Here is a 19,939-nt window from a genome sequence, read left to right as displayed (position 1 = left end):
TGTCTAATTGCGACAGATCTCAGGTTGGAAACGTCTGGCGTTATGCGTTGACTAGGCAGAAACACGAGGCGTACGTTGTCCCGGCACGCGGCCGCGAGTAACCCAGATCACCCCCGACGTGACGGCCGCGCAACCGGAGGATTCAAGATGAACGCAACGCGTAAGGCCCTGGCTGCCGGCCTGGCCGCCCTGAGCCTGCTGGCGGTCTCCGCCTGCGGGAGCGACAGCGAGAGCGGCGACACCAACGAGGTGGAGGTCTTCACCTGGTGGGCCGAGGGAAGTGAGAAGGCCGGGCTCGACGCCCTGGTCAAGGTGTTCGACGAGCAGAACCCCGATCTGAAGTTCGTCAACGGTGCCGTCGCCGGTGGTGCCGGCAGCGACGCGAAGAACGTGCTCCAGTCCCGCCTGCAGAACGGCGAGCCGCCCGCCACCTTCCAGGCGCACGCCGGTGCCGAGCTCACCGACTACATCAACGCCGGCCAGATCGAGGACCTCACCGACCTCTACGAGGAGAAGGGCTGGAACGAGCGCTTCCCCGAGGGTCTCCTCGAGCGGCTGAAGCAGGACGGCGGCATCTACTCCGTCCCCTCGAACATCCACCGCGCCAACATGCTCTGGGCCAACCCTGCCGTCCTGGAGAAGGCGGGCATCGAGGCCAACAAGACCTACGACTCGCTCGACGCCTGGATCGCCGACCTGAAGAAGATCAAGGCCAAGGGCATCATCCCGCTCTCGATCGCGACCGACTGGACCCAGGTCCACCTGCTCGAGACCGTGCTCCTCGCCGATCTGGGCGCCGAGGCGTACAACGGCCTCTGGGACGGCACCACCGACTGGAGCGGCAGCGAGGTCGAGGCCGCGCTGGCGGACTACAGCACGTTGCTATCGCTGACCAACACCGACCGTCAGGGGCTCGACTGGCCCGACGCGACCCAGCTGGTCATCGACGGCCAGGCCGCGTTCAACGTCATGGGCGACTGGGCCGAGGCGGCCTTCCAGGAGCAGAAGAAGACGCTCGACACCGACTACACCGCGGTCCCGGTCCCCGGAACGGAGGGTGTCTTCGACTTCCTGGCCGACTCGTTCACCAAGCCGGTCGACGGTCCCAACCCGAGCGGCACCGAGGCCTGGCTCGAGACCATCGCCAGCGACGAGGGCCAGGTGGCCTTCAACAAGGCGAAGGGCTCGATCCCGGCCAGCACCACGGCAGACACCGCCGACTTCGGTGCCTACCAGCAGACCGCGATCAAGTCGTGGGCCGAGGACGAGATCGTCTCCTCGGTCGCCCACGGTGCGGCGACCTCGGTCAACTGGCTGACCGACATCACCGCCGCCGTCGCCAAGTTCGGCAGCAACAACGACGCCGCCGAGCTCCAGGAGGGCCTCGTCGAGGCCGCCGAGGACAACAAGCCCGAGTGACCCGGGCTCGTCCGAGCCTGATGATCCACCCGGTCCGAGGGGCTGCGGCGGGCAGCATCCGCCGCAGCTCCTCGGCCGCCCTTTGTGAAAGGACGGACACATGTCCTCCACGGTGCCCGGCGCCGTCAAGCGACCCGGACGGTCCCAGCAGCCCAGACGCCCCAAGGGCCGCCGCCCCGGCGGTCGCGGGTGGGTCGCGCCCGTACTCCTGATCCTGCCGACCGTCATCGTCATCGGCGTCTTCGTCTACGGCCTCATCGGATCCAACATCCACACCTCCCTGCAGGACCGGCACAACATCGGGCCGTCGCAGGGCTTCGCGGGGCTGGAGAACTACCGCGACCTGTTCACCGACGACGACTTCATCTACTCGCTGCGCAACCTGCTCCTCTACACCGCGACGTTCCTCGTCGGCACCCTGTGCCTCGGTTTCCTGTGGGCCTGGCTGCTCGAGCGCAAGGCCCGCGGCGAGTCGCTGTTCCGGGCGATCTACCTGTTCCCGATGGCGGTCTCGTTCGTCGCCTCCGGTGTGGTCTGGCGCTGGCTGCTCAACAACGCCGAGGGGGACCGGGCCTCCGGCCTGAACCGGCTCTTCGAGACCCTCCATCTCGACTTCCTGCAGAACCCCTGGTGGACCAACGAGCGCTGGGGCATCCTCGCGATCGCCGTCCCCGCGATCTGGCAGCTCAGCGGCTACGTGATGGCGCTCTTCCTCGCCGGCTTCCGCGGGATCCCCGAGGAGCTGCGCGAAGCGGCGCGGATCGACGGCGCCTCCGAGTGGCAGCTCTACCGGCACGTCATCTTCCCGCAGCTGAGCCCGGTCGCCCTCTCGGCGATCATCATCATCGGCCACATGTCGCTGAAGGTCTTCGACCTGATCATGGCGATCGCAGGCCAGACCAACTACACGACCCAGGTGCCCGCCACCCAGATGTGGATCGAGTTCACCCGCGGTGATTACGCCAGGTCGGCCGCCATCGGGACGGTCCTGCTCCTGATCGTGGCCGTCCTGATCGTGCCCTACCTCGTCTCCACCTACCGTCAGGAGCGTCGCCGATGACGACCACAGATGCCATCCCGGCAGCCGTCGCGTCCCGGGTTCCCGGCGAGCGTTCGCGCGGGATCTGGCGAACCATCAAGTACGTCCTGCTGATCGGTTTCGCGCTGGTCGTCCTGCTCCCGGCGTACGTCCTGTTCGTCACCAGCTTCAAGGGGATCGGCGACGCGACCCCCACCAATGCCTGGAAGCTTCCCGAGTCCTGGGAGACGGCCGGCTGGGTGCGCGCCTGGGAGCAGCTCGGACCGGCTCTGGGGCGTACGTTCGCGATGGTCATCCCGGCCTCGATCATCTCCTCGGTGCTCGGCTCGATGAACGGGTTCGTGCTCTCGAAGTGGCGCTTCCCGGGTGCCGACGTGGTGTTCACGCTGATCCTGTTCGGGATGTTCATCCCCTACCAGGCCGTGATGGTGCCGTTGGTCCAGCTGATGGGCAACCTCGGCGTCCCCTCGGGTGTGCCGAGCCTGATCGTGCTGCACGTGGTCTACGGTCTGCCGATCACGACGCTGATCTTCCGCAACTACTACGCCGGAGTTCCGGTCGAGCTCGTCGAGGCCGCGCGGGTCGACGGCGCCGGCATGCTGCGGACGTACGCCTCGATCATCCTGCCGATCTCCGCGCCGGCGTTCGTGGTGGTGCTGATGTGGCAGTTCACCTCGGCGTGGAACGACTACCTGTTCGCGCTCTTCTTCTCGACCTCGCAGAACGGGCCGGTCACGATCGCGCTGAACTTCCTGGCGAGCGGTCAGCTCCAGGACTACTCCGCCAGCATGGCGGGCGCGCTGATCGCGTCGGTCCCGACCCTGATCATCTACATCCTGCTCGGCCGCTACTTCGTGGGCGGGCTGATGGCAGGCTCGGTCAAGGGATGATCGATATGGACGCCGAGTGCCGCCGGCTGGCCGGGTTCGCCCGGCCGTCGGCGGCCTCGCCCGCCGGCTTCTGGTGGCTCGACGAGTCGGGCCGCCCGGACCCGGCCGAACCGGTGCACACCTGGATCACCGCCCGGATGACCCACGTCTTCGCGCTCGCGCACCTGCGCGGGGACGTCGACGACGCCGCCGACCTCGCCGCCCACGGCATCCGGGCGCTGTCAGGCGCGCTGCGCGACGACGAGCACGGTGGCTGGTACGCCTCGGTGTCGGGAGACGGCTCGCCGGTCGGCACGCTGAAGGAGGCGTACGCTCACGCGTTCGTGATCTTGGCCGCGAGCAGCGGTGTCGCTGCCGGGGTGCCGGGCGCGGACGCCCTGCTCGACGAGGCGCTCGGGGTGATGCAGCAGCACTTCCTCGACGACTCCGGCCGAGTGGTCGACAGTCTCGAGCGCGATCTCGGCTCGGGGGAGGCCTACCGCGGGGCAAACTCCAGCATGCACACAGTGGAGGCGTTCCTGGCCGCGGGTGATGTCACCGGCGACGGTGTCTGGCACCAGCGGGCGCTGGCGATCGCCGAGCACTTGATCCACGATGTCGCCCGCTCGCACAACTACGACCTGCCCGAGCACTTCGACCTCTCCTGGTCGCCGCTGCTCGACTACAACGCCGACCGGCCAGGTGATCCGTTCCGTCCCTACGGCTGCACCCCCGGGCACCTGCTGGAGTGGTCGCGGCTGCTGCTGCACCTGGAGGCGAGCCTTCCCGACGCACCGGCGTGGCTCGTCGACGACGCCCGCGCCCTCTTCGCCCGGGCGGTCGAGGTCGGCTGGTCCACCGACGGGGAGTCCGGCTTCGTCTACACGACCTCCTGGGACGGCACCCCGGTCACCCGGCTACGCCTGCACTGGGTCGCCGCAGAAGCGCTCGCCGCCGCCGGCGCGCTGCACACCCGCACCGGCGAGGCGACCTATGACGAGTGGCGGCACCGCTTTGAGGCGTACATCGAGACTCACCTCATCGACCGTGAGCACGGCAGCTGGCATCACGAGCTGGACGAGCACAACCGCCCCTCACACGTGATCTGGCACGGGAAGCCCGACGTCTACCACGCCTACCAGGCCGTCCTGCTTGCCCGAATGCCGCTAGCCCCCGTCCTCGCCGTCCAGCTCAGCCACCCTCAACCGCCCCCGCGAGAGGTCAGTTCTTGACCGCGAGAGGTCGATTCTTGAGCGCGAGAGGTCGATTCCCAGCGGGGAGGAATTGACTCTTCGGCGTCGGAAATCGACGCCTCGGCGTCAGAAACTGACCTCTCGGCGTCAGGAACTGACGGGTCGGCGGGTCAGGCGGCTTGGAAGGAGCGGCGGGAGAGGCCTAGGCCGTAGCCGTCGAGGGTCGTCGTCACCGGGGCGGTGGGATCCGTGGCTGCACCCAGGGTGACGAAGAGCGGGGTGAAGTGCTCGACGGTCGGGTGGGCGTACGGCATCCCGGGCGCGGCGCTGCGGAACCTGGCGAGCTCGGCTACGTCGCCGCGGTCCAGCGCGTCGGCGGCCCAGGCGTCGAAGTCAGAGGACCACCCGGCGGGCTTGTTCTCGGTCATCATCTCGCGGGTGATGAACGGCAGGCCGTGGGTCATATGGCCCGAGCCGACGACGAGCACGCCCTCCTCGCGCAACGGACGGAGGCGCTCGCCGAGGGCGAGCAGCTTGTCGGGGTCCTCGGTGGGCAGCGAGAGCTGGACGACCGGGATGTCGGCGGCCGGGTACATGATCTTCAGCGGCACCCACGCGCCATTGTCGAGACCTCGGCGGGTGTGCTGGTGGGCGGTCTCGGTGTCGGGCATCAGTGCCGCGGTGGTGCGGGCGAGCTCGCTCGCGTCCGGGGTGTCATAGCGCACCGAGTGGTAGATCGGGTCGAAGCCGCCGAAGTCGTAGACGAGCTCGTCAGGGTGGGTCGCGCTGATCGAGAGCGGCGCCGACTCCCAGTGCGCGGAGATGACCAGGATGGCCTTCGGCCGGGGCATCGAGCGGGCCCAGGTGTGCAGCGGGTCGAGCCACTCCGGGCTCTGCAGCGGCAGCGGGCCGCCTCCGTGGGACAGATAGAGGCTCGGCAGCGGCCCGTCCGCCGGTGTCCAGGCGCGATGTGGGTCGGTCGCCTCGCGCGCCTCGACGGTCCGCAGATGCTCGGCGAACGGATGCGTCCGGGGGAGGCGGGCGTCCGCGCTGGCGGTCGTGCTCTCGGGTGCGGTGCTCATGACGGTCTCCTGCCGGTCGGCACAATAGTTGTTGCTTGAACTAACTCTAGGTGACGGTTGTTTGTTCCGGGCAACTTTCTGCGGCACACTCCGTGGCGTGGAGGGCAACTGGCTGTCGCCGGCGGAGCGAGCGGCATGGGTCCGTCTGATCGCCGTCCTCGAGCTGCTCCCGGGCGCCCTCGACTCCCAGCTGCGCCGCGACGCCGGCCTGACCCACTTCGACTACGGCGTGCTGGCGATGCTCTCCGAGGCGCCCGACCGGACCCTGCGGATGACGGAGCTGGCGGGCTACACCAACTCGACGCTGCCCAGGCTCTCCAACGTCGTCAAGCGCCTGGCCGACCGCGGCCTCATCGAGCGACATGTCTGCCCGGGCGACCGCCGGGCGACCAACGTACGCCTCACCGAGACCGGCCACGAGAAGATGGTCACCTCCGCTCCGGGTCACGTGGACGCGGTGCGTGAGTACGTCTTCGACTCGCTGAGTCCCGACCAGGTGGGCCAGCTGGCCGACATCGCCGGGATCATCCTCGATCGGCTGGATCCGACCGGTGCGAGGAGACCGCCCATCGACCCCGAGGCAGGTTGAGGATCCGCGGTGGGGATGGTGTCCGGGCGCGGGGTTCGATTAGGTTACCCTAACCTTCGGTTGGCGGCTCGGCGTCGGCCGCGACCCGAGCCAAACCCAAAGGAACCCCCGTGAATCGTCGTCTCCGCATGGCACCACTCGCGGCCGCTGTGGCCTCCGCAGCCCTGGCCTTCACCGCGTGCGGTGCCTCCTCCGAGGCATCCGGCGATGCGAAGGGCGCAGGCTCCGGCTTCGTCCACGAGGACGCCCGCGGCAAGACGGTCGAGATCGACGGCACCCCGAAGACGGTCGTCGCCCAGGCGAGTGCCGCGGCGGCGCTGTGGGACAACGGCTACGAGGTGGCCGGCGTCTACGGCGACCTGCCCGAGCCGCCGAACTACCTGACCGGCAACCTCGACGTCTCGAAGACGAAGGTCCTCGGCAAGGCCTGGGGCGAGTTCAACGTCGAGGAGTACGCGGCGATGAACCCTGACCTGCTGATCGACATGACCTTCGACGGAGAGGCCCTCTGGTACGCCGGCGAGGTCGAGAAGCAGATCGACGATCTCGCTCCCACGCTCGCCATGCCGCTGACCGGGCTCTCGGTGACCGAGCAGATCGAGGGGTTCCGCGCGCTGGCCGAGGACCTCGGCGCCGACCCGGAGATCGATGAGGCCAAGGCCGAGTTCGAGGACGCCGTCGCGCGGATCAAGGCGGCGGTGAACAAGAACCCCGACGTCACCGTGGTCGCGGCGTCGACCTACGGCGAGGAGATCTACTTCGCCAACGCACCCGAGCACCCCGACCTCGCCTACCTCGCCGAGCTCGGCGTGAAGTTCCCGAAGGTGAGCCCCGACGAGCAGGGCATCTTCGAGCCGGTCAGCCTGGAGAACATCAGCAAGTACCACGCCGACGTGCTTCTCGTCGACGCCCGTGACCTCGGTGGCCTCGAGGAGCTGAAGACGAAGGACATCTTCAAGCGGCTGCCCGCAGTCGCCGGTGGTCAGCAGGACCTCTGGTACCCCGCGGCGCCCTACAGCTACCAGGCCTACGCCGAGGTCTTCAGCGGCTATGCCGACCAGCTCGAGGCCGCCCAGGTCCTCGAGCAGGGCTGACAGGTAGAACATGCGTCTCAGTGACCTCGCCTCGGGCGAGGCCGTCACGGCGCGTGCGGACCACACCCGGGTGCAGGTCCCGCGCGGATCCGCGCCCGTCCCGCTGCGGGTGGCCGCGGCGATCGTGGACCTCGCCCTCGTCGCCTTGCCGGTGCTCGTCGGAGCGCTGGTCGTGCACTCGCTGCGTGACGCGAACGGCGGCGGCGTCGTGGACCGGATCGTCTTCGGTGGCTTCGCCCTCGCGGTCGCGATCGCCGTCCTGGTGTGGAACCGCGGTTTCGCCGAAGGCCGGCGAGGAGCATCGACCGGCATGACCTGGTTCGGCCTGATCGCCCGAGGCCCCGACGGTCTCCCGCTCGGCGTACGCCGCAGCCTCTTGTTCGCGCAGCGCCAGGTCGTACGCCGGGCCACCGCGCTCGACGAGGGGTTCGCCGAGATCGAGGTCGACCTCACCCCGGCGAAGCTGCGGCTGCGCCGGATCGCCGGGGTCGTGGTGCTGCTGGTGATCCTGGCCGTCCTCCTCCTGGCGAGCGTGGCCGTCGGCTCGCGACCGCTGAGCTTCGGTGAGATCTGGCACGGCCTCCTCCCGCCCTATGACACGACCCCGACCGAGGCCGACCTGATCGTCCGCGAGCTGCGTACGCCGCGGACCCTTCTAGGTCTCGTCACCGGCATCGCGCTCGGTCTTGCCGGCGGGCTCATCCAGGGGCACACCCGCAACCCGCTCGCAGACCCGGGCATCCTCGGCGTCAGCGCCGGTGCCGCCTGCGCGGTGGTCCTGGCGATCACGTTCCTGGGCGTGACGAGCGCGATCGGCTACATCTGGTTCGCGCTCGCCGGTGCCCTGATCACCAGCGTCGCCGTCTTCGGGCTCTCGTCGGTCGGGGGTGGCAGCCCCTCACCGGTCTCTCTGGTGCTCGGCGGTGCCGCCGTGGCCGCCTTCCTCTCGGCCGTCACCTCTGCCGTGGTGCTGTTCGACCAGACCACCCTCGACGCGTACCGCTTCTGGATCGTCGGCTCCGTCGCCGGCAGAGGGCTCGAGATCCTGGTGCCGCTGCTGCCCTTCTTCGCCCTCGGCATCGTGCTGGCCCTGGTCAACGCGCCAGGGCTCAACGTGCTCAGCCTCGGCGAGGAGGTCGCCCGCTCGCTCGGCACCAGCGTCGCGCTGAACCGCATCCTCGGGATCACCGCGATCACCCTGCTCGCCGGTGCGGCCACCGCGGCCTGCGGCCCGATCGCCTTCATCGGCCTGGCCGTACCCCATATCGCCCGGGCGTTCACCGGACCGGACTACCGCTGGCTGCTGCCGTGCTCGGCCCTGGTCGGCGCCGTCATGCTCATCGTCTGCGACATCCTCGGCCGGGTCGCCGCGCGTCCCGGGGAGCTGCAGGTCGGCATCGTGCTCGCCCTGGTCGGCTCGCCGTTCTTCATCGCTCTCGTCCGCCGCCGGAAGCTGGTGACCCTGTGACGACGACGACGCTCGTGCCCGGTCGCCCGCGCTTCGGGCGGGGGAGGCTGACGCTGGTCTGGCGCCCACGCCTGGTCGCCGTCGACGTCGCCCTGCTCGTGCTGGTCTTCCTTCTGGTGTGCCTCAACGTCGGCCAGGGGGACTACCCGATCAGCGTGCCGGATGTCGCCGGGGCCATCCTCGGAGGTGGCAACGAGGCCGAGCAGTTCATCGTGTGGAACCTGCGCCTGCCGCGCTCCGTCGTCGGTCTCCTGGTGGGCGCCGGCTTCGGCATGTCGGGGGCGATCTGGCAGTCGATCACCCGCAACCCGCTGGCCAGCCCTGACCTGCTCGGCATCACGGCGGGTGCCGGCGCCGGCGCGGTCGCGGTGATCGTCTTCGGCAGCACCGCCGTCCTGGGCACCACCATCGGCGTACCGGCGGCGGCGATGGCGGGTGGCCTGCTGACCGGGGTGGCGATCTATCTGCTCGCCTGGCGCCGAGGGATCGAGGGGTTCCGCCTCGTCCTGATCGGGGTTGCCGTCAACGGCATCCTGATCGCGCTGACCAACTGGATGCTCGTCATCGGGGAGATCTGGGACGCGCAGGAGGCGACGGTCTGGCTCAACGGGTCGCTCACCGGCCGGGACTGGGGCGATGCCCTGCCCGCCGCGATCGCCCTCGGCGCCATCGGCACCGTCGCCCTGGCATCGACCTTCCAGCTCTCCGCCCTCAAGCTGGGCGACGACACCGCGCGTGCCCTCGGCGTACGGGTGCAGCTGAGCCAGGCCGTCCTGCTGATCGCCTCGGTCCTGCTCGCCGCCATGTGCGTCACCGCGGCCGGTCCGATCGGCTTCATCGCCTTCGTCGCGCCGCAGGTCGCGCTCCGCATCGCCCGTACGCCCGGGCCACCGCTGCTCGCCTCAGCCCTCACCGGCGCCGCTCTCGTCGTCGGCAGTGACTACGTCGCGCGCGTGCTCCTACCCACGGAGCTCCCTGTCGGGATCGTCACCACTGCCATCGGAGGTCCCTTCCTGATGTACCTGATCATCCGCACCAACCGGAGGCTGTCGCGATGAGCTCCCACCAGATCACGGCGGAGGACCTTGTCCTCGCCTACGGCGACCGGGTCGTCGCCGACGGTCTCACCACCGAGATCCCGTCCGGCAAGGTCACCACGATCATCGGCCCCAACGGCTGCGGCAAGTCGACCTTCCTGCGGGCCGTCGCGCGCCTGCTCAAGCCTCGGTCCGGCCAGGTTCTGCTCGATGGCAAGGCGATCACCTCGATGCGTACGCGTGAGGTCGCGAAGGTGCTGGGCATGCTGCCGCAGTCGCCCACGGCCCCCGAGGGCCTCACCGTCGCCGACCTCGTCGCCAAGGGACGCCACCCGCACCAGTCGTGGCTGCGGCAGTGGTCCAGCGACGACGAGACCGAGGTCGACGCGGCGCTTCGGCTGACCGGGATGCAGGAGCTCGCCACCCGCCCCGTCGACGAGCTCTCGGGTGGGCAGCGCCAGCGGGCATGGATCTCGATGGCGCTGGCCCAGGAGACCGACATCCTGCTGCTGGACGAGCCCACGACGTACCTGGATCTGGCTCATCAGGTCGAGGTGCTCGACCTCGTGGACAAGCTCCACGTCGATCTGGGGCGCACGGTCGTGATGGTCCTTCACGACCTCAACCTGGCGGTCCGTTACAGCGACCACCTGATCGTCATGCGTGAGGGCCGCATCGTCACCTCCGGCTCGCCTGACGAACTCATCACCGCGGAGCTGCTTCGCGACGTCTTCGGGCTCGACAGCCAGGTGCTCGTCGACCCGGTCTCGGGCCGCCCGATGATCGTCCCGATCGGCGTACGTCGCTCCGCGCCCACCGTCCAGCACTGAACGTTCCCCGGACGACCGGGGTACGCCACGATGAAAGGAAACGACGTGCGCAAGCACCTGACCGGCATCGCTGCCATGCTCGCCGCCGCCCTGGTCCTCACCGCCTGCGGCGGCAGTTCCTCGGAAGACGAGGCCGCTGTCGAGACCCGCGAGGTCAAGCACGCCAAGGGCGTGGCCGAGGTGCCCGTGGCCCCCAAGCGGGTCGTGGTCCTCGACACCGGTGAGCTCGATGACGCCCTCGCGCTCGGTGTGAAGCCCGTCGGTGCCGTACGTGTCGACGTGGCCACCGACTTCCTCAGCTACCTCGGCGACCAGACCGAGGGGATCGAGGAGGTGGGCACCATCTCCGAGCCCAACCTCGAGAAGATCGCGGCCCTCGACCCCGATCTCATCCTGTCCAGCACCGTCCGACACGAGGCGATCTACGACCAGCTGAACGCGATCGCCCCGACGGTGCTCGCGCCCGACCTGGGCGACACCTGGAAGGACAACTTCCTGCTCTACGCCGACGCGCTCAACAAGACCGACGAGGCGAAGAAGATGCTCGCCGACTTCGAGAGCGACGCGGCCGCCCTCGGTGAGACCGTCGGCTCCGGCAAGACGCTGTCGATCGTGCGGTTCCTCCCTGACCAGATCCGGCTCTACTCCGACAAGTCGTTCAGCGGTGTCATCCTCGACGACATGGGCCTGACCGTTCCCGAGCAGGCCGTGGGTGAGGACACGTTCCTCGAGCTCTCGCCCGAGCAGGTCACCAGCGCCGACGCCGACTACGTCTACGTCAGCGCGTACGGTCCGGAGGGCGACACCGACAAGGCCGAGGTGCTCGGCGGACCGCTGTGGCAGCGCATCTCCGCGGTCGAGTCCGGGGAGGTCCACGACATCAACGACGACCTGCTCAGCGGAATCGGTATCCAGGCCGCACAGCAGATCCTCGCCCAGTTCGAGAAGGAGCTCGGCTGAGCGGCCATGCGGTTCGACGAGCGGTATATCGCCCGGGTCACGCTCGACCCGCGCCATGACACCGGTCGATATCCGTTCACCCTGCCGGTGGTACGCGAGCTGGCCGGCGGGGACGGGATCGACTTCGACGAGCGGGTCACATTCCTGGTCGGCGACAACGGCACCGGGAAGTCCACGATCATCGAGGCGATCGCGGTCGCCTCGGGGTTCAACGCCGAGGGCGGCTCCACGTCGTTCCGGTTCGCCACCCGCGCGACAGAGTCGTCCCTCGCCGACTACATCATGATCCAGCGCGGCCTCAAGCGTCCGCGCACCGGCTACTTCCTGCGCGCAGAATCGTTCTACAACGTCGCCACCGAGATCGAGCGCCTCGACCTGGACACCTCGGACGCCTACGGTGGAGTCTCGCTGCACGAGCGCTCCCACGGGGAGTCGTTCCTCGATCTGGTGATGCACCGGTTCGGTCCCGGCGGGCTCTACATCCTCGACGAACCCGAGGCGGCGCTCTCGGTCAAGGGCTGCCTGGCGCTGGTCGCGCGCATCATCGAGCTCGCTGACGCGCGATCCCAGTTCATCATCGCCACGCATTCTCCGGTCCTGCTCTCGGTTCCTGGAGCGCGGATCCTGCAGTTCGACGAGGATGGGCGTATCGAGCAGGTCTCGTACGACGACGCCGAGGCGGTCAGTCTGATTCGTCGGTTCTTGTCGGATCCGGGGCGGTATCTGCGGTACGTCTTGGAGGACTAGGGCGGGGGTGGTCGCGGGGCGGGGGCGCTGGCGGGGGCGCTGCCGCGTTGCGTGTGGTTGCTGGAGGTGTGTCCGATTGGTCTCGTGTCGGGTTCCAGCACGGGTGGGGCCAATACGGTGCTTGGGTTGGGAGATTTACAAGACAGGGTGCCTGGGCTGGGTGCCAGGGACCAGCGAACCAAGAGGGATTCTGCGTGTGCAGAAACCTGTGAGTTCGTACGTCGGGAGGTGAACGTGATGACTGCGCTGCAGCAGCCACAGCATCCTGTGCTCGAGGCCGTGGCCGCGATCACCACCCGCTTGGAGCAGGTGGCTGAGGCGAACCCGACGTTCATGGCCACCTCGGAGAAGGCCGCCACGCTGGTCGAGATCGCCCGGGCGAAAGCCCGGCTGGTCGAGCTGGAGCTGCGGGTGATCGCTGCGGCTGATGATGTGGCCGCCGAGAGCGCGGCGCGTGATGTCGCGGCGTGGTTGCATCACCACACCCACCAGCGACCCGAGGACCTGCGCGCGGATCTACGGCTCGCGCGGGCGTTGTATCGGACCTATCACCTGGTGGCGGCAGCGATGCGTGCCGGTGTCTGCAACCCGGCTCAAGCCACTGTGATCGTGGCTGCTCTCGACGACCTGCCTGCCGATCTGGACCCTGAGATCAAGACGAGGGCCGAGGGAGCCTTGGTCGGGTACGCCACCGAGCTCGACCCGACCCAGCTGCGGCGCCTGGGCCGCCGGATCCTGGATGTCATCGCCCCCGAGATCGCTGAGGCCGAAGAGGCCAAACGGCTCGCGGCCGAGGAGGCCCACGCCCGCAAGAAGACCCGGCTCACCATGCGCCGTCTCGGCGACGGCACCACCCGCGTCACCGCGGTGGTCCCGGACGCGACCGCGGACCGGCTCGCGACCAACCTGGAGGCCTTTGCCTCTCCCCGGCGTGATGATGGGACCCGGACCGAGACCGGCGACTACCTCCCTTATGACCGTCGCCTGGGGCGGGCGTTCTGCCAGGGGACATCCGCTTCACGAGGCGAACGTAGGACGGTCCTGATCGACCGGCTGGCTTCGGGCGTACGACTGACGGCGCCTGCGATTCTGTGCATTGAGGCTACGGATCAGTCCCTCGGGGCGTCATAGCTCAATCTGTCCGCGAGTGAGGGCGGCACGAGTGTGCTCGAGTGCGCGCTCGCGGAGGGTGGTGCCTCCGCCGGTGACGATGCCGATGCTGAAGCCGTCCCACATCGCCCGTAGGCGCTCGGAGACGCCTTCGCGATCGGACACCTCGGGGAGGGTGGCGGCGAAGAGGCGGACCAGGTCGGCGTGCCACTCGTCGTCCATCGCGCGCTGTGCGGCGGCGAGCTCGGCGTCGTACGGCGCGCGGGCCCACAGCTCCAGCCAGAGGAGCCAGCGGGGGTCGCGCTCGTCGAGGGCGAGGTAGACGTCGGTGAAGGACAGCAGGGCATCGATGCCCCCGGATCGGTCCTTCTCGGCCTTCTCCAGGATGGGTGCCCGCTGTGCGGCGTACTCGTTCTCGCTCCATCTCAGTGTCTCGAGGAGCAGGCCGTTGCGGGTGCCGAAGTAGTAGAGGAGATGGCCGCCGCTGGTGCCGAGCCGGGCGGCGAGAGACGCCATCGTGACCTTGGCCAACCCCTGCTCGGCCACCATCTCCAGCGTGGCTGCGAGCACCTGCTCGCGCGGTCGTTCCAGGCGTCGGTTGGAGCGTGTGCGTGTCACGTCGCCAAGTGTCCCTTCGTGCTCGCTTCGCAAAATCTTCGGTCCGGCCCCTTGACTCTAGCGGTGATCTGAGTCACTTTGAACACCGTTCAAAGTTTTGTACGGCGTTCAAAACTCGCTGTACCCTCATCCCCAAGGAGACCGCGATGATCGAATCCATGCAGGTGAGCCCTGACGAGGTGACGCCGGCGCCCGATCGGCACAGGCTCGCGCGGGTGCTCGGACCCGGGGCGGCGGTCCTCCTCGTGCTGTCCTGCATCACGCCCGCATCGAGTCTGTTCATCATCGTTCCCGAGCTGTTCGCGATGCAGGGGAGCGGTGCGGTGCTGGCGGTGGTGGCCGGATTCGCGGTCTCGGTCGCGATCGCCGCCTGCTACGCCGAGCTCGGCACCCGCACGGCCAGCTCCGGCGGGGAGTACGCGATGGTCACCCAGACCCTCGGCAAGGCGATGGGCTGGCTGACGTTCTCCCTGGCGGGCGTGCTGCTCTGGCTCATCCCGCCGATCTTCGCCCTCGGCACCGCCGACTACCTGGCCGACCTGGTGGAGCTGCCGCGGGCAGCGACCGGCGCGATCGTGATGCTGCTCTCGACCGCCACGGCGATCCTCAACATCAAGGCCAACGCCGTCGTCACCGGCACCTTCCTCGCGCTCGAGATGATCGCCGCGGTCGTGGTCACCGTCCTCGGTCTCGGTCACGTCCAGCGCGGCCCCGGCGAGCTGGTCTCGCCGCACGTCATCGGTGAGAACGGCCTGGAGCCGTTCACCGTGGCGATCCTCATCTCCGGACTCGCCGTGAGCACGTTCCTGGTCAGCGGGTTCGGGACCACCGTCTACCTCTCCGAGGAGATCGTCGACCCTCGGCGCAACGTCGCCCGCGTCATCTTCTGGACCCTCGGCCTGGGCGGCCTCGTCATCCTCGTCCCGACCATCACCACGGTCCTCGCCGTCGACGACCTCAGCGACCTCGCCTCCGGCAACTTCTCCCAGTGGGTGGCCGCTTGGGGCGGCGCTCGCGTCGCCGTCGCCGTGAACGTCGCCATCGCCATCGCGATCCTCAACGCCGTCATCGTGATGGTGCTGCAGAACGCCCGGGTCGTCTACGCCTCGGCGCGCGACCGGTCCTGGCCCGCGCCGGTGAACGGCGTCCTCACCAAGCTGCACCCCCGCTACGCCACCCCGTGGCTGGCCACCCTCGTGATCGGCATCCCCGGCGCGATCCTCGCCGGTGCCGTCGAGATCGAGGCGCTGCTCGGGGTGACCTCGGTGGTCATCTCCACGATGTACGTCGTCGTCGCGGTCGCCGCGCTCCGTGCCCGGCGTCAGGCGTCCGCTGCCGACGGCTGGCGGATGCCGTTGTGGCCGCTGCCGCCGCTGGTCGTCATCGGCGCGATCGGCTACGCGCTGGCCGGGTCCGCGCGGATGGACGTCCTGATCACGGTCGGCGTCGTGATCGCCGCCCTCGCCTACTACCACCTCTTCCTCGCCCGCCGGCCCGGCGAGCGGTTCCTCGTCGTCGAACCGACCGAGGATTGAACCCACCCATCCATCACGAGAATCGAACAAGAGAGAAGAACACCATGGCTCGCTACGGAACCCAGTTCGGCCCCGACATCACCTTCCTGGGTGTCGACCGGTGTGACTGGGCCGACCCCGCGACGTACGAGGGTGCCGACATCGTCATCCTCGGTGCCCCCTTCGACGGAGGTACGTCGCACCGGTCGGGCACCCGGTTCGGCCCGCAGTTCATCCGGCAGACGTGCTACCTGCCCCACGACGGGTCGCGGCCCTCGCTCGCGATGCGGGTCGACGCGCTGCGGGACCTGAAGGTGCTCGACGCGGGCGACGTGGAGATGTACTCCGGCGACGCCGAGCGCTCGGTGCGCGATCTCCAGGAGGCCGTGCACGCCGTGACCAGCAACGGCGCCATCCCGCTCGTGCTGGGCGGTGACCACACGATCGCCTGGCCCGACGCGGCCGGTGTCGCCCAGCACTTCGGTCAGGGACGGGTCTCGATGATCCACTTCGATGCCCACGCCGACACCGGCGACATCGAGTTCGGCTCGCTGATCGGGCACGGCCAGCCGATGCGCCGGCTCATCGAGTCGGGCGCGCTGCGCGGCGACCGGTTCCTGCAGATGGGGCTGCGCGGCTATTGGCCCGAGCCCGAGACGCTGGACTGGATGGCCGAGCAGGGCATGCGGTCCTACGAGATGACCGAGATCGTGCACCGCGGCCTGGAGGAGTGCCTCACCGAGGCCTTCGCCATCGCCACCGACGACTGCGACGGGGTCTTCCTCTCGGTCGACATCGACGTCTGCGACCCCGGCCACGCCCCCGGCACCGGCACCCCCGAGCCGGGCGGCCTGACCGCCCGGCAGCTGCTCGACGCGGTTCGCCGGATCGCCTACGAGCTGCCGGTGGTCGGGATCGATCTCGTCGAGGTCTCCCCGCCCTACGACCACGCCGACATCACCTCGTTCCTCGCCAACCGGGTCGTGCTCGAGGCCCTCTCGGGCATCGCCCGCCGCAAGCGTGACCAGGCCGACGGGACCCGCTGGGACCCGAGCCTTCCGCTGCTCGCCCAGCGGCCCGACCAGCGCCCCGCTGACACCGACACCGACAAGCAGGAGAACTGACATGACCACCCATGACGTGATCGTGGTCGGCGCCGGCGTGACCGGCCTGACCGCGGCCTGGCGACTGGCCCAGGCGGGCCAGGACGTGCTCGTCCTCGAGGCGCGCGACCGCGTCGGCGGCCGGCTGCGCACCGAGGCGCACGGTGCGCCCGGGAGGGAGGCCGACTTCGAGATCGGCGGCCAGTGGGTCTCGCCGGACCAGGACGCTTTGATCGGGATCCTCGACGAGCTCGGACTGCCGACCTACCCGCGCTTCCGTGAGGGCGAGTCGCTCTACGTCGACAAGGCCGGGGTCGCACACCGCTTCGGTGACGACCTGCCGGTCGAGGAGTCCACGCTGGCAGCTATCGGGCAGCTGACCAAGACGCTCGACGAGCTCGCCGCGGCGATGGATCCGGCAAGGCCGTGGGAGCTCGACGACGCCGCCCACCTCGACAGCGTCTCGTTCCGGGCCTGGCTCGAGGAGCAGTGCGACGACCCGGTCGCGGTCGACAACATCGCCCTCTACATCGGGCCGGCGATGCTGACGAAGCCCGCCCACGCCTTCTCCACGCTCCAGGCGGTGCAGATGGCCGCGAGCGCGGGGTCGTTCAGCAACCTCGTCGACGCGGACGTGATTCTCGACCGTCGTGTCGTCGGCGGGCTGCAGCGGGTGCCGCTGGCCCTGGCCGAGCGGCTGGGGGACCGGGTCCGGCTCGGTCAGGACGTCGCCCTGGTCGAGTGGGACGAGGACGGCGTCGTCGTCCATGTCGGCGCCGAGATCCATGCCGCGCACCGGCTGGTCCTCGCGGTGCCGCCGACCTTGGTCAAGCGGATCCGGTTCAGCCCGGAGCTTCCGGCCGAGCACCGGATCGCCCGCGAGCACCAGTCGTTCGGGCTGGTCATCAAGGTGCAGGCGCAGTACGAGACGCCGTTCTGGCGCGCCGACGGCCTCAGCGGCACCGGCTTCGCTCCCTGGCAGCTGGTCCACGAGGTCTACGACAACACCCCCGAGGGCGAGCAGCGCGGGACGCTGGTCGGCTTCGTCTCCGACGAGCGCGCGGACGCGGTCGGCCGGTTCTCCGACGAGGATCGTCGGCGCCAGGTGCTCGCTTCGTTGGCGACCTACTTCGGGGATGCGGCCCTCGAGCCGCTCACCTACGTCGAGAGCGACTGGCAGCACCAGGAGCTCACCGGGGGTGCGTACGGGACCAGCTTCGACCTCGGCGGTCTGACCCGCTGGGGCCCGGTGCTGCGCGAGCCGCTCGGTCCGATCGAGTTCGGCAGCAGCGATGTCGCCGGTCACGGGTTCCAGCACGTCGACGGGGCCGTACGCGTCGGTGACGAGATCGCTCGAAGCATCCTCGGAGACGGCAGCGACGGCTAGGACGGGCCGACAGGGCCGTCGCGGTTCATCGCGGTTCCTCGTCACCCGGTTCGTGCGTTCGAGCTGCGTGCTCGATCGCCTCGATGACGGCGTACGCGGCCCTCGTCAGGTCCTCTGCCTGTTGCGGTGCGAGGTTCCGCTGGGTGACCTCGTCCAGGTCTCGCCACATGGCGGCGATGGGCTCGCGCATCGCCCTGCCTTTGTCGGTGAGCCGGACGATCATGACTCGGCGGTCGTGCTCTGCCGGCTCACGGACGAGCAGGCCGACGTCCTGCATCCTTCGTAACGCCCTGGACAGGGTCGAGGCATCGACCCCGATGCTCGCGAGCAGCTCCGACTGGGGCTGGTCGTCCCGGCTGAACAGGTGCATCAGGATCAGCTCCTGACCCGGGTGCAGGCCGATGCGGCGCAGGAGCGATGCGGCGTAGCCCTTGTGGGCGACGCTCAGCTGGAAGATCGCATAACTGACCCGGCCCACGTCGAACGCGTCCGGGACGGAGGGTTCTGCATGTGGCATGTGACCAGGATAGCCAAATTACTTGGCTAGCCAACTATCGCGTGCCACAGTGGGCGTATGACACGCGTCCTGATGATCGGCATCCACCCCCGAGCCCTCGACTACAGCAAGCTCCCTCCTGGCCTCGACGAGGCCACGATGTCCGTGCGGATCGAAGCCGGCTTCGGTGCCACCACCGCTGCTGGCTTCGATGCCGTGAACTGCCTGATCGGCACCTCGCTGGACGAGGCGGAGGGCGAGATCCGCTCCGCGTTCGCCGGTGACAGCTTCGGCCTCGTGATGATCGGCGCCGGGATCAGGATGATCCCGGAGTACACCGAGCTCTTCGAGCGGATCGTCAACGTGTGCAGCGAGGAGTCGCCCGGAGTCGCCTTCTGCTTCAACACATCACCCGAGACGACCCTGGATGCGCTGAGGCGTCACATTCAGCTGTGAGCGTCGCGAACCGCGACCTCGGCGCCGTAGCGCTCGACGCAGAACGCGGACAGTCGGTCGGCGAGGGCCGCGAGGGCGTCGGCTGCGTGGTGCTGCGGGTCCCAGGCGGCGTACAGCCGGATCCGCACGCGCCCGGCCGGCGCTTCGATGTGCAGCGGCAGCAGCCCGAAGCGCGGGTCGTCGGAGACGATCGCGACCCCACGGCCCGAGGCCGCGAGCGCCTGGGCGACCTGGGCGTTGGACACCTCCACGACGTCGCCGTAGCCCACGGCGGCGTCCTCGACAGCTGCGTCCAGGAGAGGCCGCGGCCGCAGGTCCTCGGTGAGCAGCACGAGCGGCCGGGTGACCAGGTCGCGTACGTCGACGGACCCCCGTCCCGCCCACGGGTCGTCGGGGCGGACGTAGGCCCACACCGGCAGCACGGCGAGGGCGCGCGAGGCCAGTGACCGGCCCGGCGGCCGGGTGACGATCGCCAGGTCGGCGCCGGCGCGGACGGCCGCGACCGCACCGCGCGGATCCAGCTCGCGGACCATCGCGACCGGGTCGTCCGGTCCGAGCGTCGCCAGGAACGGCGCGAGCACGTCGGTGAGCGTCGTGGACGGCACGGCGAGGTGCAGCTCGTCGAGCCGGCCGGAGGCGAGCAGGCCGACGGCGCGCTCGAGGTCGTCCGCGTGGGCGAGCAGGTCGCGGGCGCGGGGGAGGAGGTCCATGGCTGTCCGGGTGAGCCGCAGTCGACGACCCTCCCTGGCGAACAGCGGTACGCCCAGGTTGGCCTCGAGCTGACGCAGCTGGCGCGACAGCACGGGCTGCGTCACGTGCAGCATCTCCGCGGCGCGGGTCGCAGAGCCCGCGTCGGCAGTGGCGACGAAGTAGCGCAGCAACCGCAGATCCATGCTCATGGAGCATGATCTTAGTAGTCAAAAGGTCT

General features: G+C 69.3%; 20 protein-coding genes. 16 read left to right on the top strand and 4 right to left on the bottom strand.

What is annotated here, in order from left to right:
• Window positions 1-147: 147 nt before the first annotated feature.
• The 4 genes from IEY84_RS19250 to IEY84_RS19235 all read left to right on the top strand — a co-directional run bounded on the left by IEY84_RS19250 (window position 148) and on the right by IEY84_RS19235 (window position 4,559).
• A complete protein-coding gene (locus IEY84_RS19250) occupies window positions 148-1,419 on the top strand; it encodes an ABC transporter substrate-binding protein (RefSeq protein ID WP_183545925.1) in 1,272 nt (423 codons plus the stop codon).
• A gap of 100 nt (window positions 1,420-1,519) precedes the next feature.
• Window positions 1,520-2,479 carry a carbohydrate ABC transporter permease gene (locus tag IEY84_RS19245; RefSeq protein WP_183545923.1) on the top strand — a complete coding sequence of 320 codons (960 nt, stop codon included), beginning with the start codon at window positions 1,520-1,522 and terminating at the stop codon, window positions 2,477-2,479.
• Window positions 2,476-3,348, top strand: a complete 873-nt coding sequence (locus IEY84_RS19240) for a carbohydrate ABC transporter permease (RefSeq protein ID WP_183545921.1) — start codon at window positions 2,476-2,478, stop codon at window positions 3,346-3,348. The genes IEY84_RS19245 and IEY84_RS19240 overlap by 4 nt, the downstream gene beginning before the upstream one ends.
• Window positions 3,349-3,353: 5 nt before the next feature.
• Window positions 3,354-4,559: an AGE family epimerase/isomerase gene (locus tag IEY84_RS19235; protein WP_229788838.1), complete on the top strand. Its 1,206-nt coding sequence runs from the start codon at window positions 3,354-3,356 to the stop codon at window positions 4,557-4,559.
• A gap of 131 nt (window positions 4,560-4,690) precedes the next feature.
• On the opposite strand, the gene IEY84_RS19230 is transcribed toward IEY84_RS19235, so the two are convergent.
• Entirely contained in the window at window positions 4,691-5,602 is a 912-nt protein-coding gene (locus tag IEY84_RS19230; RefSeq protein WP_183545917.1) for a dioxygenase family protein, read from the bottom strand.
• A gap of 97 nt (window positions 5,603-5,699) precedes the next feature.
• On the opposite strand from IEY84_RS19230, the gene IEY84_RS19225 reads away from it, so the two are divergent.
• The 8 genes from IEY84_RS19225 (at window position 5,700) to IEY84_RS19190 (ending at window position 13,458) form a co-directional block, all read left to right on the top strand.
• A complete protein-coding gene (locus tag IEY84_RS19225) occupies window positions 5,700-6,191 on the top strand; it encodes a MarR family winged helix-turn-helix transcriptional regulator (RefSeq protein WP_183545915.1) in 492 nt (163 codons plus the stop codon).
• A gap of 128 nt (window positions 6,192-6,319) precedes the next feature.
• Window positions 6,320-7,285, top strand: coding sequence for an ABC transporter substrate-binding protein (locus IEY84_RS19220; RefSeq protein WP_229788836.1), 966 nt, complete (start codon window positions 6,320-6,322; stop codon window positions 7,283-7,285).
• A 10-nt stretch (window positions 7,286-7,295) separates the two neighbouring features.
• Window positions 7,296-8,753 (top strand): iron chelate uptake ABC transporter family permease subunit, encoded by a 1,458-nt coding sequence (locus IEY84_RS19215; RefSeq protein ID WP_183545912.1) that lies wholly within the window; start codon window positions 7,296-7,298, stop codon window positions 8,751-8,753.
• A complete protein-coding gene (locus IEY84_RS19210) occupies window positions 8,750-9,811 on the top strand; it encodes a FecCD family ABC transporter permease (RefSeq protein WP_229788834.1) in 1,062 nt (353 codons plus the stop codon). Before IEY84_RS19215 ends, IEY84_RS19210 begins: the two co-directional genes overlap by 4 nt.
• A complete protein-coding gene (locus IEY84_RS19205) occupies window positions 9,808-10,620 on the top strand; it encodes an ABC transporter ATP-binding protein (protein ID WP_183545910.1) in 813 nt (270 codons plus the stop codon). Before IEY84_RS19210 ends, IEY84_RS19205 begins: the two co-directional genes overlap by 4 nt.
• A 45-nt stretch (window positions 10,621-10,665) precedes the next feature.
• On the top strand, window positions 10,666-11,580 hold the full coding sequence (locus tag IEY84_RS19200; RefSeq protein WP_183545908.1) for an ABC transporter substrate-binding protein: 915 nt from the start codon (window positions 10,666-10,668) through the stop codon (window positions 11,578-11,580).
• A gap of 6 nt (window positions 11,581-11,586) precedes the next feature.
• Window positions 11,587-12,327, top strand: coding sequence for an AAA family ATPase (locus IEY84_RS19195; RefSeq protein WP_183545906.1), 741 nt, complete (start codon window positions 11,587-11,589; stop codon window positions 12,325-12,327).
• Window positions 12,328-12,564: 237 nt separating this feature from the next.
• Entirely contained in the window at window positions 12,565-13,458 is an 894-nt protein-coding gene (locus IEY84_RS19190) for a DUF222 domain-containing protein (protein WP_183545904.1), read from the top strand.
• Here IEY84_RS19190 and IEY84_RS19185 read toward each other — a convergent pair.
• Window positions 13,453-14,055, bottom strand: coding sequence for a TetR/AcrR family transcriptional regulator (locus IEY84_RS19185; protein WP_183545902.1), 603 nt, complete (start codon window positions 14,053-14,055; stop codon window positions 13,453-13,455). The genes IEY84_RS19190 and IEY84_RS19185 overlap by 6 nt on opposite strands.
• A 146-nt stretch (window positions 14,056-14,201) precedes the next feature.
• Between IEY84_RS19185 and IEY84_RS19180 the strand changes: the two genes are divergently transcribed.
• Genes IEY84_RS19180 through IEY84_RS19170 form a run of 3 tightly spaced genes read left to right on the top strand, consistent with a single transcriptional unit; the run spans window position 14,202 to window position 18,059 of the window.
• Entirely contained in the window at window positions 14,202-15,590 is a 1,389-nt protein-coding gene (locus tag IEY84_RS19180) for an APC family permease (protein WP_183545900.1), read from the top strand.
• Between the two features lie 44 nt (window positions 15,591-15,634).
• Window positions 15,635-16,693, top strand: a complete 1,059-nt coding sequence (gene speB / locus IEY84_RS19175; RefSeq protein ID WP_183545898.1) for an agmatinase — start codon at window positions 15,635-15,637, stop codon at window positions 16,691-16,693.
• A gap of 1 nt (window position 16,694) precedes the next feature.
• Window positions 16,695-18,059, top strand: coding sequence for a flavin monoamine oxidase family protein (locus tag IEY84_RS19170; RefSeq protein WP_183545896.1), 1,365 nt, complete (start codon window positions 16,695-16,697; stop codon window positions 18,057-18,059).
• Window positions 18,060-18,084: 25 nt separating this feature from the next.
• Here the strand turns inward: IEY84_RS19170 and IEY84_RS19165 are convergent, their stop codons facing one another.
• Window positions 18,085-18,576: a MarR family winged helix-turn-helix transcriptional regulator gene (locus IEY84_RS19165; RefSeq protein ID WP_183545894.1), complete on the bottom strand. Its 492-nt coding sequence runs from the start codon at window positions 18,574-18,576 to the stop codon at window positions 18,085-18,087.
• 57 nt (window positions 18,577-18,633) lie between these two features.
• Here IEY84_RS19165 and IEY84_RS19160 point away from each other — a divergent pair, with 57 nt between their 5' ends.
• Window positions 18,634-19,011, top strand: a complete 378-nt coding sequence (locus IEY84_RS19160; protein WP_183545892.1) for a hypothetical protein — start codon at window positions 18,634-18,636, stop codon at window positions 19,009-19,011.
• On the opposite strand, the gene IEY84_RS19155 is transcribed toward IEY84_RS19160, so the two are convergent.
• Window positions 19,002-19,910 carry a LysR family transcriptional regulator gene (locus IEY84_RS19155; RefSeq protein ID WP_229788833.1) on the bottom strand — a complete coding sequence of 303 codons (909 nt, stop codon included), beginning with the start codon at window positions 19,908-19,910 and terminating at the stop codon, window positions 19,002-19,004. The genes IEY84_RS19160 and IEY84_RS19155 overlap by 10 nt on opposite strands.
• Window positions 19,911-19,939 lie beyond the last annotated feature (29 nt).

This window comes from Nocardioides albus (genome assembly GCF_014648255.1).
Lineage (GTDB): Bacteria > Actinomycetota > Actinomycetes > Propionibacteriales > Nocardioidaceae > Nocardioides > Nocardioides albus.
This window is presented reverse-complemented; position numbering and strand designations above follow the sequence as displayed.

Coding starts and splice junctions, on each gene's coding strand:
- IEY84_RS19250 (WP_183545925.1), top strand. CDS start 148: ATGAACGCAACGCGTAAGGCCCTGGCTGCCGGCCTGGCCGCCCTGAGC.
- IEY84_RS19245 (WP_183545923.1), top strand. CDS start 1,520: ATGTCCTCCACGGTGCCCGGCGCCGTCAAGCGACCCGGACGGTCCCAG.
- IEY84_RS19240 (WP_183545921.1), top strand. CDS start 2,476: ATGACGACCACAGATGCCATCCCGGCAGCCGTCGCGTCCCGGGTTCCC.
- IEY84_RS19235 (WP_229788838.1), top strand. CDS start 3,354: ATGGACGCCGAGTGCCGCCGGCTGGCCGGGTTCGCCCGGCCGTCGGCG.
- IEY84_RS19230 (WP_183545917.1), bottom strand. CDS start 5,602: ATGAGCACCGCACCCGAGAGCACGACCGCCAGCGCGGACGCCCGCCTC.
- IEY84_RS19220 (WP_229788836.1), top strand. CDS start 6,320: ATGGCACCACTCGCGGCCGCTGTGGCCTCCGCAGCCCTGGCCTTCACC.
- IEY84_RS19215 (WP_183545912.1), top strand. CDS start 7,296: ATGCGTCTCAGTGACCTCGCCTCGGGCGAGGCCGTCACGGCGCGTGCG.
- IEY84_RS19205 (WP_183545910.1), top strand. CDS start 9,808: ATGAGCTCCCACCAGATCACGGCGGAGGACCTTGTCCTCGCCTACGGC.
- IEY84_RS19195 (WP_183545906.1), top strand. CDS start 11,587: ATGCGGTTCGACGAGCGGTATATCGCCCGGGTCACGCTCGACCCGCGC.
- IEY84_RS19190 (WP_183545904.1), top strand. CDS start 12,565: ATGACTGCGCTGCAGCAGCCACAGCATCCTGTGCTCGAGGCCGTGGCC.
- IEY84_RS19180 (WP_183545900.1), top strand. CDS start 14,202: ATGATCGAATCCATGCAGGTGAGCCCTGACGAGGTGACGCCGGCGCCC.
- speB (WP_183545898.1), top strand. CDS start 15,635: ATGGCTCGCTACGGAACCCAGTTCGGCCCCGACATCACCTTCCTGGGT.
- IEY84_RS19170 (WP_183545896.1), top strand. CDS start 16,695: ATGACCACCCATGACGTGATCGTGGTCGGCGCCGGCGTGACCGGCCTG.
- IEY84_RS19165 (WP_183545894.1), bottom strand. CDS start 18,576: ATGCCACATGCAGAACCCTCCGTCCCGGACGCGTTCGACGTGGGCCGG.
- IEY84_RS19160 (WP_183545892.1), top strand. CDS start 18,634: ATGACACGCGTCCTGATGATCGGCATCCACCCCCGAGCCCTCGACTAC.
- IEY84_RS19155 (WP_229788833.1), bottom strand. CDS start 19,910: ATGAGCATGGATCTGCGGTTGCTGCGCTACTTCGTCGCCACTGCCGAC.